The organism is Pseudoalteromonas sp. meg-B1 (assembly GCF_003173795.1).
Lineage (GTDB): Bacteria > Pseudomonadota > Gammaproteobacteria > Enterobacterales > Alteromonadaceae > Pseudoalteromonas > Pseudoalteromonas undina.
Map to the genome: position 1 here is coordinate 804,335 of NZ_QGQU01000001.1, position 14,228 is coordinate 818,562.

Here is a 14,228-nt window from a genome sequence, read left to right on the forward strand (position 1 = left end):
GTTGAGGGAACAGGGTATAATTGTGCAATATACAAAGTAAAGGGTGATTATGACTGAGCAAACCCAACTCTATTTAACACAATTAACTGCGCTACTTAAAAAGTATCAGCTTTGGCAGAATGAGCCAATTGACCCTGCATTGTTGCATTCAAGCGTCCCTTTTTGCCATGATACGCTTGCATTTGAACAGTGGTTACAGTTTGTATTTATAGAAAAAATTCAACAGATTATTACAATGAAACAACCGTTACCTCGTAATTTTGCAATTGCTCCTATGGCGCAAATGACACTCATTGATCAATCCGGAAGCGAAGAGATTATTTCTTTGCTGACGCAATTAGATTCATTGCTTGGAGAGTCAGATGACTGAACGTCCAGCGCCAGTTGAATACGGCGAACTGAACATTCTCTATCAAGATGAGAACTATGTAGCGATTGATAAACCATCAGGCTTACTTGTTCATCGCTCCTTTTTAGACAAGCATGAAACTCAATTTGCAATGCAAATGCTACGCGATCAACTCGGTCAGCATGTGTTTCCTGTGCATCGCCTTGATAGGCCGACATCGGGTGTGTTGCTGTTTGCTTTAAGCTCAGAAGCCGCGCGCGATATGAATCAGTTGTTTATTGAGGGTACGATCTCAAAGCGTTATTTAGCTTTGGTACGCGGATTTGCGCCTGAATCTGTTTTTTTAGATAAACCGTTAAAAGAAGAACTAGACAAAATCGCTGATAAATTTGCCGATCAGGATAAAGATGCTCAAGAAGCACAAACTCAGTTTAACTGTTTGCACCAAGCTGCGTTGCCTATCCCTATAGGAAAATACCCAACGGTTAGGTATTCTTTGGTAGAGTGTTTTCCTAAAACAGGGCGTAAACATCAAATTCGTCGCCATTTAAAACATTTGTCGTTGCCAATAATTGGCGACGTTAACCATGGTGATAACCAGCATAATCAGTTTTTTAGAGAGCATTTCTCCCTTAGACGATTAATGTTATTTGCTACAGAGCTTAGCTTTGTACATCCTTATAGTAACGAATCGATAATAATTAAAGCGCCACTAGGTGATGCAATGTTGAGTATTTGCAAACAGTTAGGGTGGCCAAGTGAAGAAAAGGATTATTAATGGCACATATTAGTATTTTTGTAGGCAGCGTGTATGGTGGTGCTGAACGTTTAAGTGAGCAAATAAGCGATATTATAGAGCAAACTGGCCATCAGGTAAGCGTATTTGCAGAGCCAAGTTTAGAAGATCTAAAAAATGCATCGCATATTTTAATTGTCACCTCAACAACAGGACAAGGCGATATACCCGCTAACTTGGCAGAGCTTTATAATCAGCTTAACAGCACCTTTCCAATGTTAACTAATAAGCCATTTGGCATTGTGGCTATGGGTGACAGAAGTTATGGTGATACGTTTTGCGCAGCAGGGCGTAGCTTTGATGAACTGTTACGTGACTTACAAGCTAAACCTGTGGGTAACCGACTAGAAATTGATGCCTGTGAAGACTTTGAGCCTTGGCCTGTCACCGAGCCTTGGTTACAAACTTGGCTTGGTAAATTACCCTCTTAAATGCGCAGACTCCAAATGAAAAAACATAAACTGAGTTTGATTGTGCTTGCGGGCGGCTTAGGTAGTCGCTTTGGTGGCAATAAACAAATTGCAGAAATTCCAGGGCTAAATTGCACAATTATGGAACTGAGCATTATTGATGCGCATCACGCTGGAGTGACGCAGGTGGTGCTGATAATAAACCAAGCGGTACGCAGTGAAATAGAGCGTACTATTTTGCCACGCTTGCCTAGTGATCTTGATGTGGTGCTGGTGGAGCAGTACATTGAGCAGGTTCCCGAGCAGTTTAAAGCAACACTTGCCCAACGGGAAAAGCCCTGGGGAACAGGTCACGCTCTACTGTGTGCTAAAGCCTATATTAATAACCCTGCTATTGTTATTACTGCAGACGATTATTATGGAAAATCTTCGTTTGTATTACTGAGTGAGCACTTTAAAAAAAGTGCTGAATGGGCAATGGTAGGGTATCCGATTATTGATACTCTTTCTGAGCACGGTGGCGTTAATCGTGGGGTATGTAATATTGCTAATGGAAAGCTTGTTGCCGTAACTGAGTATTTGAATATTCAACAACAGTCTGAGCATATTTTTGGCGACAACCCACAGGGTTTACGTGAGAAAATTAGCCCAAACTCCCTAGGCTCGATGAGTTTTTGGGGGATCACCCCCTGCTTCTTTGACTATTTGCAACAAGGCTTTGAAACGTTTTTACAGCAATATAACGTGAATACTCAGCAAGAGTACTACTTACCTGATCAAATCCAGAAAGCTATTAATGTAAAAGCACAGCCTGTATTTGTATACACTGCAAAAGAGCCTTGGTTTGGTGTTACCTATAAATCAGAACTGACAAGCATTGCGGCTACTTTGTGCGCATTACGTCAAGCGTAGCCATTAAATTATTGTCGCCTTGGGCGAAAAGAGTGAAGTAGAAAATGAATACAGTTCCTATAGAAGTTTATTTATCTGAGAGTTTTGGCCTTGACGAGAAGCATGCGAGCATAAAACCCATAGGCAGTGGGCATATAAATACTACTATGTTATTAAGTACTTCGAAGCGGTCACTGGTTGTACAAAAGCTCAATACGGTGGTGTTTCCAAAACCACAGTTACTTGTTGATAATGCGCGATTAATAGAGCAACACTTAAGTAAAAAACAACAAGCAGGTGAATTCAATCTAGCAATAGTACGCCATGTAGCGACGACTCAGAATGACTATTTAGTTAATGATGATGATGATACTTGGCGAGCACTTGAGTTTATTGGTGGCAGCTACAGTGAAGATGTGGTTAATACTGCTAGCCAGGCACAAACAGCGGCCAATGCATTTGGCCAATTTGCGCAAGCGCTACAAGACTTTGACGCGAACAATTTACATGCGGTTATTCCTAATTTTCATAACTTGGCCATGCGTGCAGAAGTCTTCAAGCAAGTGGTTAGCACCGATCCTCATAAACGTTTGGCTCATTGTCAGGAAGAGGTTGATTTTTGCCTGTCGCAGCTTTCACTTATCGATGAGCTTAATGCCCTTGAGGGAAAAGTGCCTATTCGTGTGTGCCATAACGATACTAAAATAAACAACATGCTATTTTGCTTAGACTCTAATAATGCAAAAGCGGTGATAGATTTAGATACCTGTATGCCTGGTTATTGGCTTAATGATTTTGGCGATATGGTCAGAACATTTTGCTCTGCAGAGCAAGAAGATTCAACGGCGCTTGAAAAGGTAGGTGTTCGTGAAGATATTTTTGCAGCGATTGTTAAAGGCTATGTTGAGCCACTAAAGGGGGTATTAACACCCGCCGAGAAACAAAGCTTTTGGTTAGGTGCTAAAGTAATGCCCTTTATGATTGGCTTACGCTTTTTAACTGATTATATAGATGGTGATAATTACTTTAGTGTTAAGCATAAGAGACACAACTTAGATCGCGCAAAAAACCAATTTGCCTTATACAAGGATATAGTAAGTAAGCAGCAGGTCTTAAAGGAGATTTTGACTCAGGTATAAACCCAATTAATTATATTGCTCAAAGCGTTATAACTAAAACTTTGAGCAATATAAATTGAGGTTAAACATTGAAAGTATGTGTTAACTTCCAACATCTCAATTTTTTACTTATTAAGCATCCGCTAGTTTTACACGGATTTTGCTTTTGTCTACTGTGGTTTGATTAAGCGCTTTAATTGCGCCTTTAACTTCAATGTCATTAGGCATTTCTACAAAGGCAAAGCCTTTAGATTGGCCTGTTTCTTTATCGAGTACCAAGTTACAGGTGGTCACTTTACCGTGAGCCGTAAATAACGTACGAAGTTCATGCTCAGTAGTGGCACGTGATAAGTTACGAACTAATAATTTCATATATAACCTAAATAATGGGTTCAAGCATAATTATCTCAAGTAACCTTGCTTTAACCTAACGTTATTTTATAAACAGTAAAAATAACTATTAAAAAACAAAAAACCGCCTAATGGCGGTTTTTTATACATTGCGAGAGATTACTTTACTTCTTTACCCGCTGCTTGTTGATCTGCATGATAGCTTGAACGTACAAACGGGCCTGAAGCGGCGTGTGTAAAGCCAATTTCATCAGCATATTCTTTTAATGCGTCAAATTCAGCTGGTGGCACGTAACGCTTAACGGGTAAGTGATGCTTAGACGGTTGTAGGTATTGCCCTACAGTAAGCATATCAACGTTATGAGCACGTAAATCGCGAAGTACTTCCTCGATTTCGCTAATTTCTTCACCAAGGCCAACCATTAAGCCTGATTTTGTTTTAACCTCAGGATGGGCTTCTTTAAAGCGACGTAATAATTCAAGAGACCATTTATAGTCAGCACCTGGGCGCGCAAGTTTGTATAAACGTGGCGCCGTTTCTAGGTTATGATTAAATACATCTGGCGGCGTTTCAATTAAAATTTCTAACGCTCTGTCCATACGGCCACGAAAATCGGGCACTAAAATCTCAATGGTAATTTCTGGGTTATGCTTACGAATTTCGCGGATACAATCAGCAAAGTGCTGAGCACCACCGTCACGTAAATCATCACGGTCTACAGAAGTAATAACCACATAGCTTAACTTCATGTCTTTAATGGTCAGTGCCAGCTTTTCAGGCTCAGCGGCATCAGGTTTTAATGGGCGACCATGTGCAACGTCACAAAATGGACAACGACGTGTACAAATAGCCCCTAAAATCATAAAGGTCGCTGTACCGTGGTTAAAACACTCTGATAAGTTAGGGCACGAAGCTTCTTCACATACGGAGTGAAGGCCATGCTTACGCATTGCTTGTTTTATGCCGTCAATTCGCTCGGTTGACTTGGGTAAGCGAATTTTAAGCCACTCTGGCTTACGGAGCATTTCGGTTTTTTCTGTTGGTAAAACTTTAACGGGGATCAACGCCATTTTTTCTGCGTCGCGTAGTTTTACACCTGGTTCCATTTTGACTGGTTTATTCATTCGTTTTCAAACCCTTCAGTATGCTTAACCTGTGTTGCATTAAGCTTCTTGATCATGTGTTTTACCAGCCCTTCACCTGCAGCTTCAAGGTTTTGAGGGCCATTTAGTTCTTTAGTTTGCACCATATTCATGCCCGCATAACCACATGGGTTAATGCGTAAAAATGGACTTAGATCCATATTAACATTTAATGCCAAGCCATGAAATGAGCAGCCACGACGAACTCGTAAACCTAAAGAGGCAATTTTACTGTCGTTAACGTAAACACCAGGGGCATCCGCTTTCGCGTATGCATCTATGGCGAACTCTGAAAGGGACTCAATGATGCACTCTTCAAGCCAAGTAACTAGCTCTCGCACCCCAATTTTTAAACGACGTAAATTAAATAATACATACATCATTTGCTGACCAGGGCCGTGGTAAGTAACCTGTCCACCGCGGTCAACTTTAATCACTTCAATGTCACCTGGGGCGAGTAAGTGCTCATCTTTACCGGCTTGGCCTTGGGTAAATACACTTTCATGCTCTACTAACCAAATTTCATCTGGCGTATTTTCATCACGGGTGTCGGTAAAGTCTTGCATTTTTTGCCAAATCGGCATGTAACGCTGACGACCCAGTTGGCGTACGATTAGGGTGTTTTCGCTCACAACAAATCTCAACTATAGCTTAAAGCATATGGCGCACGTCATCGATATTGCTGATCACGTTGTAAATTTCTTCAATGTGTTTGCCGCTTGTTACTGTGGCTACTAAAGTGACTGACTCATAGTTACCTTTACTGCTCGGTTTTACTTTTGGCGCATAATCACCCGGAGCGATAGGTTGTAACTTTTCTAAAATTTGATCAGTTAAGTTTACGTTTGCTAGACCCATAATTTTAAATGTAAACGGGCAAGGGTACTCTAGGTACTCATCAAATTTAGTGTTTTTAACAGGTTCAACCACGACGGGAACTCCTCAAACAAAAGTGTTGGCTCAACTTATACGTTAAGCTTAAAACTGACAGGCTAATGACAATCTTGAAATGATGTTACTTTTGACCTAAGCCAACGATAGTCATTCAATACGATTGGTATATATGGGGCGCATTCTAGCACTTTTCAAGCAAAAAAAAACGCCTCACAGAAGAGGCGTTCATATTACTTTACTCGTGCTTACATTATTTGTAAGCGTAAGTAGTCATATATTTTGCTGAAGAAGCTACCTTCTTGTATTTCTTCAAGCGTAACTAGCGGATATTGTGCAATATCTTCGCCTTCAAGTTGTAAAAACAGCGTGCCTACTTTAGTGCCTTTAGCTAAAGGTGCTTCAAGCGTATCGTCAAGCTCAAAGTTTGCTTTCAGGTTTTTATGTTGGCCACGAGGGATTGTAATAGGGGTGTCTTCTAAAATACCTAAAGAGACATTCTCTTTGTTACCCATCCAGATGCGTTGCTCTGCAAAACTATCGCCAGCTTTGTAAGGCGTAATTGTTTCAAAAAAGCGGAAACCGTAGTTAAGCAGTTTTTTACTTTCAACTTTACGCGCACGCTCACTTGAAGTACCCATAACTACCGCAATTAAACGCATGTCGTTTTTCGTTGCCGAGGTGACTAAGCTGTAACCTGCATCAGATGTATGGCCTGTTTTAATACCATCAACATCTAAGCTTTCATCCCATAACAACGAGTTACGGTTATATTGCTTTATACCATTGTATGTAAATGACTTTTCTTTATATAGTGCATATTCGTCCGGCACGTCTCTGATTAAGGCTGCACCAAGTGTGGCCATATCGCGTGGCGTTGTGTAGTGCTCGTCTGTATCAAGACCGTGACTATTAATAAAGTGAGTATTTGTCATGCCTATCTTTTCAGCATGGGCATTCATTAAATCTGCAAAGGCACTTTCGCTGCCTGCAATATGCTCAGCCATGGCAACACAGGCATCGTTACCTGATTGCACAATAATACCGTGATTAAGTTCATCTACACTTACTTGCTTACCCACTTCAATGAACATTTTAGATGATTCAGGAAAGTTTTTTGCCCACGCTTTTTCACTGATAGTTACCATATCGGTGGGGGCGATATTACCTGCATTTATTTCTGTACCAATTACATAACTAGTCATCATTTTAGTTAAGCTAGCAGGAGCAAGTTTTGTATCAGCTTCACCTTCTGCAATCACTTTACCTGTGGTGAAGTCCACCAAAAAGTAACCTTTAGCATTAACTTGAGGAGGGGCTGGAATAATTTGTGCGGTGGCTGAAAAGACGGCGGCAGAACAGACTAAGCCGCAAACACCAGTAAGAATTTTATGTTTAATAGATTTCATCATACTCATTAATGGTTAAAGTTAAAAATATGCATTCTCCCTATTCTAAAGGGCTTACTGAGTGTAAAGCAAGAACGCGTTTTGAAATTGATTTTGTTTTAATGTTTCTAGTACTCGTTGCGCGTGTTGGGCATCTTTTATCGGCCCTAAGTGCAATCTATAAATACCGTCTTTTTCGACGATATTTGTTGGTAATTTATATTGCTCTCGTAGTGTGTGTGCCAATGCTTCTATGTTGGCTAACGTACTACCTGCAGCTACTTGAACATAGGTTTTTCGTGCATGGGTATCTGCAAGGGTAATCGCTTCAAGCTTAACCTGTGCTGTACCGTATTTATGGTAGCCAAGTTTATAGGCTGCAGCATAGGAAAGATCAATGATTCTATCGTCATGAAAAGGCCCGCGATCGTTAACCCGTACTATAACAGATTGGCCATTGGCTGTATTTGTTACGCGCACAAAACTCGGTAAGGGCAAGGTTTTGTGAGCTGCCGTCATAGCGAACATATCGTAAATTTCGCCGTTAGAGGTGTGATAACCATGAAATTTTCGGCCATACCATGAGGCAATGCCCGTTTCTGAATAACCTGTTTCATCGAGCATAGGGGTATAACGTTTGCCCAACACTTCGTAAGGGCGTGTGGTGCTCGCGCTTTTTATAACTTTAGTGACAATAGCATCTTGCATTTCTAATTCAGTTGGTGCTCGCAGAGGCGCTGCATCATGGCGCATGCTGTAACGGCTATTTGAACTGCTACATGCACTTAAAAAGAGGCTAACGAGTGTAATAATTATAAGTTGTTTATAAAGGCGCATTATTTTAAGAGCATCCTTTTATCTGTGGCAATCGACATAATAATGCCAAATGCAGCCATCAAGGTCACCATTGAGGTGCCGCCATAACTAATTAATGGTAAGGGAACACCTACAACAGGTAATAAACCCGAGACCATACCAATGTTTACAAAAATATAAACGAAAAATGTAAGTGTCAGAGAGCCTGCGAGTAACTTGCCAAAAGCTTCTTGTGCATTAACTGCAATAAATAATCCACGGCCAATGATGAATAAGTACAGGCTAAGTAAAATACACACACCAAATAAACCAAACTCTTCACTCAGTACAGAAAAAATAAAATCGGTATGTCGTTCAGGTAAAAATTCCAGTTGTGATTGTGTGCCTTGCAACCAGCCTTTGCCTTCGATACCGCCTGAGCCAATAGCAATTTTTGATTGAATAATATGATAGCCAGAACCAAGCGGATCGCTCTCAGGATCTAAAAAGGTCAGTACTCTTTGCTTTTGATAATCGTGCATACCATAGTGCCAAAATGGCCACGCTGCCAAAGCAACAACTGAGCTTAAAAAGCCAATTAAACGCCAACTCAAGCCAGATAAAAACAATACAAACACCCCCGAACTGGCAATCAAAATTGAGGTGCCTAAATCGGGCTGTTCCTTAATAAGTAAGGTGGGCAACATTACAATGGCAAAGCCAATAATTAAATGAAGTGGACGCGGTGGTAAGTGGTTACGACCAATGTACCAAGCCACCATCATAGGAACCGCTAATTTCATCAGCTCTGAGGGTTGAAAGCGGGTAATACCTAAATCTAACCAGCGTTGAGCGCCTTTAGAGCTTACACCAAATAGTAGTACTCCAACTAGCATGAGTAACCCTAGGCAATACATGGGAATGACTAAGCGTTTTAACGTAGCGGGGGGGATTTGCGCTAAAACAAACATTCCAATAATTGCACCTGCCATGCGGGTTACATGGCGGATCATCATAGCCGAGTCTTGGCCAGAGGCACTATAAACGATAGTGATGCTGCCAGCCATCATCAGTAATAAAGCAATTAAAAGTGGCAAGTCGATATGCAGGCGTAGCCAAATAGAACGCTTATTATGTAAAGCCGTCATGGTACTTTACTCCCTGAGGATTGAATTGGGTTAGCTGCAAAATAATAATCCATTAATTGACGGGCAATCGGCGCACCTACTGAGCTTCCGCCACCGGTATTTTCTACCACAATAGAGACCACTATTTGTGGGTTGTTGTAGGGAGCAAAACCGACGTAAATGGCGTTATCACGTTGGCGCTCTTTAAGTGCATCGGCATCGTAACGCTCGCCTTGAGCAATACTGACTACTTGGGCTGTACCGGTTTTACCTGCTGGATCGTAGGTAGCGCCTTTAAACGCACGATGGGCAGTTCCGGTGGTTTTTTTAACGGTGTTATGCATGGCATCAATCGCGATGCGCCAGTTATCTTCATTATTGAGTACAACAGGTGGCTTTTCTTCATTATTGAGCTGAGTAATTTGATCTTCTTTTTTAGCAACTTGCACTAAATGAGGAGGGTGATTTATCCCTCTGTTAACTAAAATATTAGTGGCATTCGCTATTTGAATGGGGGTGGCAGTCCAATAACCTTGGCCAATTCCTACAGAAATAGTATCGCCACGCCACCACGACTCTTTAAAACGATCTTCTTTCCACTCTTTTGAGGGTAAAATAGCGGTTGTTTCTTCATGAATATCAATACCGGATAACTCACCAAAGCCAAAGCGAGCCATAAAGTTACTTATTTTGGTGATCCCCATACGATAGGCTGCGTCATAAAAGTAGGTATCGCATGACTCTTCTATTGCCTTGTAAACATCAACATGGCCATGGCCCCAACGTCGCCAATCTCGCCATCTATGCTCTACGTTTGGTATTTGAAAAAAGCCTGGATCCCACATGGTGGTGGTTTCTTGCACTATGTTTTCTTCTAATGCCAAAATAGCCATGTGCGGCTTAATAGTCGATGCTGGTGCATAGCGTCCTTGAGTGGTACGGTTTATAAGTGGGCGATCTGGATTAAGTAGGGCTTTGTAGTCTTTACTGCTAATACCGTGCACAAATAAATTGGGGTCATAACTTGGGTTTGAATAAAGCGCTAGAACACCGCCATCTTTTGCATCCATTACCACAATAGCGCCGCGCATATCTTTAAGTGCATGTTGGGCTATTTGTTGTAAACCAATGTCGAGAGTAAGTACTAAGTCGTCACCCGGCTGCGGTGGATCCATGTTTAAGGTGCGAATAATACGGCCACGGTTGTTTACTTCAACCCGCTGTGAGCCGACTTGTCCATGTAGTAATGGCTCGTAATACTTTTCGATACCCAGTTTACCAATATCATGCGTGGCTCGGTAGTTTGTGGCTTCATCTTGTTGTTCAAGCTTATTTAATTCTTTTCTATTGAGCTTTGCAACATAGCCTAATGCATGGGTTAAAGTATCGCCAAAGGGATAATATCTCGCTAGGCGCGCTTCAATACTAAACCCTGGAAATTTATGTTGGTTTACTGAAAACATCGCTACTTCGTTTTCATTTAAACGGGCTTTGAGGACTTGGCTTTTAAAACGTCGAGTATGTTTTATATCATCAAGAAAGTCAGCTTGTTGTTGCTCGGTTATTTCAATGATTTTGCTGATAGACTTCAAAGAGGCGGTTAAATCATCAACTTCTTCGGGGATCACTTCAAGGTTATAAACGGGCTTATTTTCGGCCAGTAAAACACCGTTGCGGTCATAAATAAGTCCGCGATTAGGTGCAATAGGGATTACTTTTATGCGGTTGTCATTAGAGCGAGTTTGGTAATCTTGGTGGTCGTCAACTTGAATGGTGTACAAGTTAGACAATAATATGGCTACTAAGGCTAAGATAAAAATAAAACCCACAAATGCACGCCGAGCAAATAAATTAGCTTCTGCTGAGTGGTCGCGAATAGTGGGTCTTCGTTTTAGCATGGCAAGAAACTACTCGCGATGATAAGGGTGGTTGTTATTTAAGCTCCAGCCTCTGTAAAGGCTTTCAGCAACAATAATGCGTACTAAAGGGTGTGGGAGCGTTAAATTTGATAACGACCATTTTTGCTCAGAGGCCGTAATACACTCGGGAGCTAAGCCTTCTGGTCCGCCAATCAGTAAACTGACATCGCGACCATCAAGTTGCCACTTTTCCATGTTTTTCGCTAGCTGGTGAGTATCCAGTGCTTTACCGGTTACTTCTAGTGTGACAATACGATTGCCTTTAGGTATAGCGGCTAAGGTTTTTTCACCTTCAATGTGCAAAATACGCTTTATATCTGCGTTTTTGCCACGTTTACCTGCAGGTATTTCGATTAGTTCCAGTGCCATATCTTTGGGAAAGCGGCGCTGATATTCTGCAAAACCTGTTTCTACCCATGCTGGCATTTTTGTACCAACAGCAATCATTTGTATTTTCACGACGTTACTTCCAAGCGTTGTCTAAAATAGGGAGCTATTAGCCCCAAAGCTTTTCTAGATCGTAATAGCTACGTGCTTGATCTTGCATAACGTGAACAATCACATCACCTAAATCAACTAATGCCCATTCGCCATCGCTTTGGCCTTCGTAGCCTAATGGCTCTTCACCAGCGTGACGAGCTTCTTTTGCTAAGTTATCAGCAATTGACAATACATGACGTCTTGATGTGCCTGAACATACAATCATGTAATCGGTTACGTCTGAAGTGCCAGTTACGTCAAGTTGAATCACATCACGTGCTTTCATATCGTCAATTTTGTCTAGTGCAAAAGCGAGTAGTTGTTTCGAATCCAAGGTTTTGTCTCAATTTAAAATTTAATAGCGGTTATTTTAACACGCTGAGGGGTTTATACCAATCACTCTTGATAAAGCTGGTGCTGCTCAATATAGTGACTCACGGTGTCGGGTAATAGTTCACTCTTTTTAATACTTTTTTTAAGAGCTTGACGGATAGTGCTGGATGCAGCATCCAGTTGCTTACCTTCTAAAAAGTAAAGGTGTCCGCCATTTTTTTCGTTCAGTAGTGAAATATCGTTGCTCATAGCCTGCTGTTTGTAGTTTTTAAGTTCACCTTGTACATCACAGTTTTGACCTGGGCGTTGATACACCACTATATGGCATAGACTCGTTATTGTTTGCCACTGATACCATTTATCAAGGTTGTTGAATGAGTCCATTCCAATCAAAAATAGAATCGGGGTATCGGGATTTTCTGCTCTTAGCTCTTGCAAGCTTAATAAAGAATACGACGGGCCGCTGCGTTTTAGTTCTCGTAAATCAAGCTTAAACTGCGAATATGGTTTAATTGCGGTTTTAAGCATTTCAATACGATGCTCGGTGCTGATCCCCGGTGCCGCTTTGTGTGCGGGTATTGCACAGGGCATAAAATAGAGTGAGTGTAATTTAAAGGTCGCAACGCATTGCTGCGCCATATTAAGGTGCCCAAAATGAATGGGGTCAAAAGTGCCACCAAAAATTGCAATCATGGTATTTTTCCTTTACTGACGGTTAGTATGACACGGCAGTGGAATATCGAGCGGCTGGCAAAATTTAATACAAATATGTGCTAATGCTTGATAGGGGGCAATTAATACACCTTGTTTGTAGCTTGCATCAAATAATGCCAGTTCACTGCTAATACTTTCAAGGGTGTGAATATTTAGTCTGTTTATCGCTGTTTGTACCGGCGCTTGCTGATTTTTCCAAATCGCTTTTTGTTTAAACAGGGTCGCTAATGACTCACCTTGCAATAACCCTTGTTGTACACTGATTAAGGTATTTAAATCTTTATTGATGGCCCATAAAATACTCACTACTTCAGTGTTATCACTGGCAAGCTTATTTAATACTTTTATTGCTTGTGTAGTATGGCCGTTTAACAGGGCATCACTTAAATCAAAAATATCGAATTTAGATTGGTTTAGTAGCCCTTGCATTACCAGTTGTTGGGTAATGAGAGCGTCACCATGTATTAGTGACAGCTTTTCAAGCTCTTGGAAACAAGCCAGTAAATTGCCTTCAGTGGCATTAATTAAACTGAGCTTAGCCTCGTTTTGTAAATTAAGTGACAAGCGTTGGCATTGTTCATCAAGCCAACGTTTTAAGTGATTACCACTAAGCGGATAGCAGGGTACAAATAACCCTTGCTTATCGAGTGCTTTAAACCACGCACCGCGTTGCACATCTTGGCTTGCTTTGGCGCCTTTAACAATTAAAATGGTGTCAGGGTTTTCAAGTTCAACAACCTTTTTAAAGGTGTTAGCACCGGGTGTACCAGGTTTTTGCTGGTTTAAGTCAAGCTCAATAATTGTACGCGCACTAAATAACGACATACTTTGGTATTGCGCTATGATTTCCTGCCAATCAAAGCCTTGGGCTAAAGTGAATTTAATTACTTCATCAAAACCTTGCGCTTTTGCGCTATCGCGTATGAGCTGTACACATTGCGCTTCTTGAAAAGGCTCTTCACCAAAAACCAAATAAAAAGGTTTTAACCCCTTTTTTAATTCGCTAGGCAGCTGATTTGCATAACAACGCATTATAGTTGCGACAACTCTCTAACAATTCGACGACTCGCTTGCTGGCGAATTTCGCTGATCAGCAGTTCAAGCTCTTTTGCTTTAGCTAGTGCGTTGTCAGGATCATCTTGGTAATTACGGTAAAGCTCAAAACGTTTTTCAATGGCTTCTTGTTTTGGGCGTTTTACAACATAACTCACACTGTATGCCAGTTCATATTCAGCTACTTGTCCGTTTTGAAACAACGACAAGGTTTGGCGCTCTAGCTGCTCTTTAAATAAATAAAGTTGCGCAGACTGTTTACTCGCAGGGACTAAAGTGACATCGCTCATAGCCAGTTCTGTTTGCAAATAGCTAAACAACGCTGATTTTTGATCATCACCCACCAAGGTTAGCTGTTTTAAATCATTGGGTAGGCTTGATGCTTTTTTAAGGTGAAAGCCACAGCTCGATAACAAAAAACAGACTAGCACTAAGGCTAGTCCGTTTTTAATGGCATTTAAAGTAGCCAT

General features: G+C 41.2%; 18 protein-coding genes. 5 read left to right on the forward strand and 13 right to left on the reverse strand.

All coding sequences use genetic code 11. The features are described 5' to 3' along the window. Positions 1–49: 49 nt before the first annotated feature. The 5 genes from DK924_RS03700 to DK924_RS03720 are packed head-to-tail and all read left to right on the forward strand — an operon-like array spanning position 50 to position 3,585. On the forward strand, positions 50–370 hold the full coding sequence (locus tag DK924_RS03700) for a YqcC family protein (RefSeq protein WP_109874363.1): 321 nt from the start codon (positions 50–52) through the stop codon (positions 368–370). Continuing rightward, positions 363–1,127: a tRNA pseudouridine(65) synthase TruC gene (gene truC / locus DK924_RS03705; RefSeq protein WP_010388260.1), complete on the forward strand. Its 765-nt coding sequence runs from the start codon at positions 363–365 to the stop codon at positions 1,125–1,127. The genes DK924_RS03700 and truC overlap by 8 nt, the downstream gene beginning before the upstream one ends. Beyond that, positions 1,127–1,576 carry a flavodoxin gene (locus DK924_RS03710; RefSeq protein WP_109874364.1) on the forward strand — a complete coding sequence of 150 codons (450 nt, stop codon included), beginning with the start codon at positions 1,127–1,129 and terminating at the stop codon, positions 1,574–1,576. Before truC ends, DK924_RS03710 begins: the two co-directional genes overlap by 1 nt. Positions 1,577–1,591: 15 nt before the next feature. After that, entirely contained in the window at positions 1,592–2,467 is an 876-nt protein-coding gene (locus tag DK924_RS03715) for a sugar phosphate nucleotidyltransferase (protein ID WP_109874365.1), read from the forward strand. A 44-nt stretch (positions 2,468–2,511) separates the two neighbouring features. Beyond that, positions 2,512–3,585 (forward strand): phosphotransferase enzyme family protein, encoded by a 1,074-nt coding sequence (locus DK924_RS03720; protein WP_109874366.1) that lies wholly within the window; start codon positions 2,512–2,514, stop codon positions 3,583–3,585. Between the two features lie 111 nt (positions 3,586–3,696). Here the strand turns inward: DK924_RS03720 and DK924_RS03725 are convergent, their stop codons facing one another. The 13 genes from DK924_RS03725 to lptE all read right to left on the reverse strand — a co-directional run bounded on the left by DK924_RS03725 (position 3,697) and on the right by lptE (position 14,228). Further along, complete coding sequence (locus DK924_RS03725) at positions 3,697–3,936, reverse strand: hypothetical protein (protein ID WP_008109433.1); 240 nt, start codon at positions 3,934–3,936, stop codon at positions 3,697–3,699. Between the two features lie 138 nt (positions 3,937–4,074). After that, the gene (gene lipA, locus DK924_RS03730) at positions 4,075–5,040 is read right to left on the reverse strand and encodes a lipoyl synthase (RefSeq protein WP_008109434.1); all 966 of its coding nucleotides are present in this window, start codon (positions 5,038–5,040) and stop codon (positions 4,075–4,077) included. After that, positions 5,037–5,690 carry a lipoyl(octanoyl) transferase LipB gene (gene lipB, locus DK924_RS03735; protein WP_010388277.1) on the reverse strand — a complete coding sequence of 218 codons (654 nt, stop codon included), beginning with the start codon at positions 5,688–5,690 and terminating at the stop codon, positions 5,037–5,039. Before lipB ends, lipA begins: the two co-directional genes overlap by 4 nt. A 19-nt stretch (positions 5,691–5,709) precedes the next feature. Further along, on the reverse strand, positions 5,710–5,988 hold the full coding sequence (ybeD, locus tag DK924_RS03740; protein WP_008109437.1) for a DUF493 family protein YbeD: 279 nt from the start codon (positions 5,986–5,988) through the stop codon (positions 5,710–5,712). Between the two features lie 209 nt (positions 5,989–6,197). Then, entirely contained in the window at positions 6,198–7,358 is a 1,161-nt protein-coding gene (locus DK924_RS03745; RefSeq protein ID WP_008468004.1) for a serine hydrolase, read from the reverse strand. A gap of 54 nt (positions 7,359–7,412) precedes the next feature. Next, positions 7,413–8,174: a septal ring lytic transglycosylase RlpA family protein gene (locus DK924_RS03750; protein ID WP_010388281.1), complete on the reverse strand. Its 762-nt coding sequence runs from the start codon at positions 8,172–8,174 to the stop codon at positions 7,413–7,415. Then, the gene (gene rodA, locus DK924_RS03755) at positions 8,174–9,280 is read right to left on the reverse strand and encodes a rod shape-determining protein RodA (protein ID WP_010388283.1); all 1,107 of its coding nucleotides are present in this window, start codon (positions 9,278–9,280) and stop codon (positions 8,174–8,176) included. Before rodA ends, DK924_RS03750 begins: the two co-directional genes overlap by 1 nt. Further along, positions 9,277–11,157, reverse strand: a complete 1,881-nt coding sequence (mrdA, locus tag DK924_RS03760; protein ID WP_010388286.1) for a penicillin-binding protein 2 — start codon at positions 11,155–11,157, stop codon at positions 9,277–9,279. The genes rodA and mrdA overlap by 4 nt, the downstream gene beginning before the upstream one ends. A 9-nt stretch (positions 11,158–11,166) precedes the next feature. Next, on the reverse strand, positions 11,167–11,637 hold the full coding sequence (rlmH, locus tag DK924_RS03765; RefSeq protein ID WP_109874367.1) for a 23S rRNA (pseudouridine(1915)-N(3))-methyltransferase RlmH: 471 nt from the start codon (positions 11,635–11,637) through the stop codon (positions 11,167–11,169). Positions 11,638–11,674: 37 nt separating this feature from the next. Then, positions 11,675–11,992 (reverse strand): ribosome silencing factor, encoded by a 318-nt coding sequence (gene rsfS / locus DK924_RS03770; protein WP_010388304.1) that lies wholly within the window; start codon positions 11,990–11,992, stop codon positions 11,675–11,677. Positions 11,993–12,054: 62 nt separating this feature from the next. Beyond that, the gene (gene nadD, locus DK924_RS03775) at positions 12,055–12,684 is read right to left on the reverse strand and encodes a nicotinate-nucleotide adenylyltransferase (RefSeq protein WP_109874368.1); all 630 of its coding nucleotides are present in this window, start codon (positions 12,682–12,684) and stop codon (positions 12,055–12,057) included. A 12-nt stretch (positions 12,685–12,696) separates the two neighbouring features. Further along, on the reverse strand, positions 12,697–13,737 hold the full coding sequence (holA, locus tag DK924_RS03780; protein ID WP_109874369.1) for a DNA polymerase III subunit delta: 1,041 nt from the start codon (positions 13,735–13,737) through the stop codon (positions 12,697–12,699). Further along, positions 13,737–14,228 carry an LPS assembly lipoprotein LptE gene (lptE, locus tag DK924_RS03785; protein WP_010388311.1) on the reverse strand — a complete coding sequence of 164 codons (492 nt, stop codon included), beginning with the start codon at positions 14,226–14,228 and terminating at the stop codon, positions 13,737–13,739. The genes holA and lptE overlap by 1 nt, the downstream gene beginning before the upstream one ends.

Excerpts from the sequence above, each read along its gene's own strand:
- truC (WP_010388260.1), top strand. The coding sequence starts at position 363 with ATGACTGAACGTCCAGCGCCAGTTGAATACGGCGAACTGAACATTCTC.
- DK924_RS03700 (WP_109874363.1), top strand. The coding sequence starts at position 50 with ATGACTGAGCAAACCCAACTCTATTTAACACAATTAACTGCGCTACTT.
- rodA (WP_010388283.1), bottom strand. The coding sequence starts at position 9,280 with ATGACGGCTTTACATAATAAGCGTTCTATTTGGCTACGCCTGCATATC.
- DK924_RS03750 (WP_010388281.1), bottom strand. The coding sequence starts at position 8,174 with ATGCGCCTTTATAAACAACTTATAATTATTACACTCGTTAGCCTCTTT.
- nadD (WP_109874368.1), bottom strand. The coding sequence starts at position 12,684 with ATGATTGCAATTTTTGGTGGCACTTTTGACCCCATTCATTTTGGGCAC.
- DK924_RS03745 (WP_008468004.1), bottom strand. The coding sequence starts at position 7,358 with ATGAAATCTATTAAACATAAAATTCTTACTGGTGTTTGCGGCTTAGTC.
- mrdA (WP_010388286.1), bottom strand. The coding sequence starts at position 11,157 with ATGCTAAAACGAAGACCCACTATTCGCGACCACTCAGCAGAAGCTAAT.
- DK924_RS03725 (WP_008109433.1), bottom strand. The coding sequence starts at position 3,936 with ATGAAATTATTAGTTCGTAACTTATCACGTGCCACTACTGAGCATGAA.
- DK924_RS03710 (WP_109874364.1), top strand. The coding sequence starts at position 1,127 with ATGGCACATATTAGTATTTTTGTAGGCAGCGTGTATGGTGGTGCTGAA.
- lipA (WP_008109434.1), bottom strand. The coding sequence starts at position 5,040 with ATGAATAAACCAGTCAAAATGGAACCAGGTGTAAAACTACGCGACGCA.
- lptE (WP_010388311.1), bottom strand. The coding sequence starts at position 14,228 with ATGGCTACTTTAAATGCCATTAAAAACGGACTAGCCTTAGTGCTAGTC.
- holA (WP_109874369.1), bottom strand. The coding sequence starts at position 13,737 with ATGCGTTGTTATGCAAATCAGCTGCCTAGCGAATTAAAAAAGGGGTTA.
- DK924_RS03715 (WP_109874365.1), top strand. The coding sequence starts at position 1,592 with ATGAAAAAACATAAACTGAGTTTGATTGTGCTTGCGGGCGGCTTAGGT.
- DK924_RS03720 (WP_109874366.1), top strand. The coding sequence starts at position 2,512 with ATGAATACAGTTCCTATAGAAGTTTATTTATCTGAGAGTTTTGGCCTT.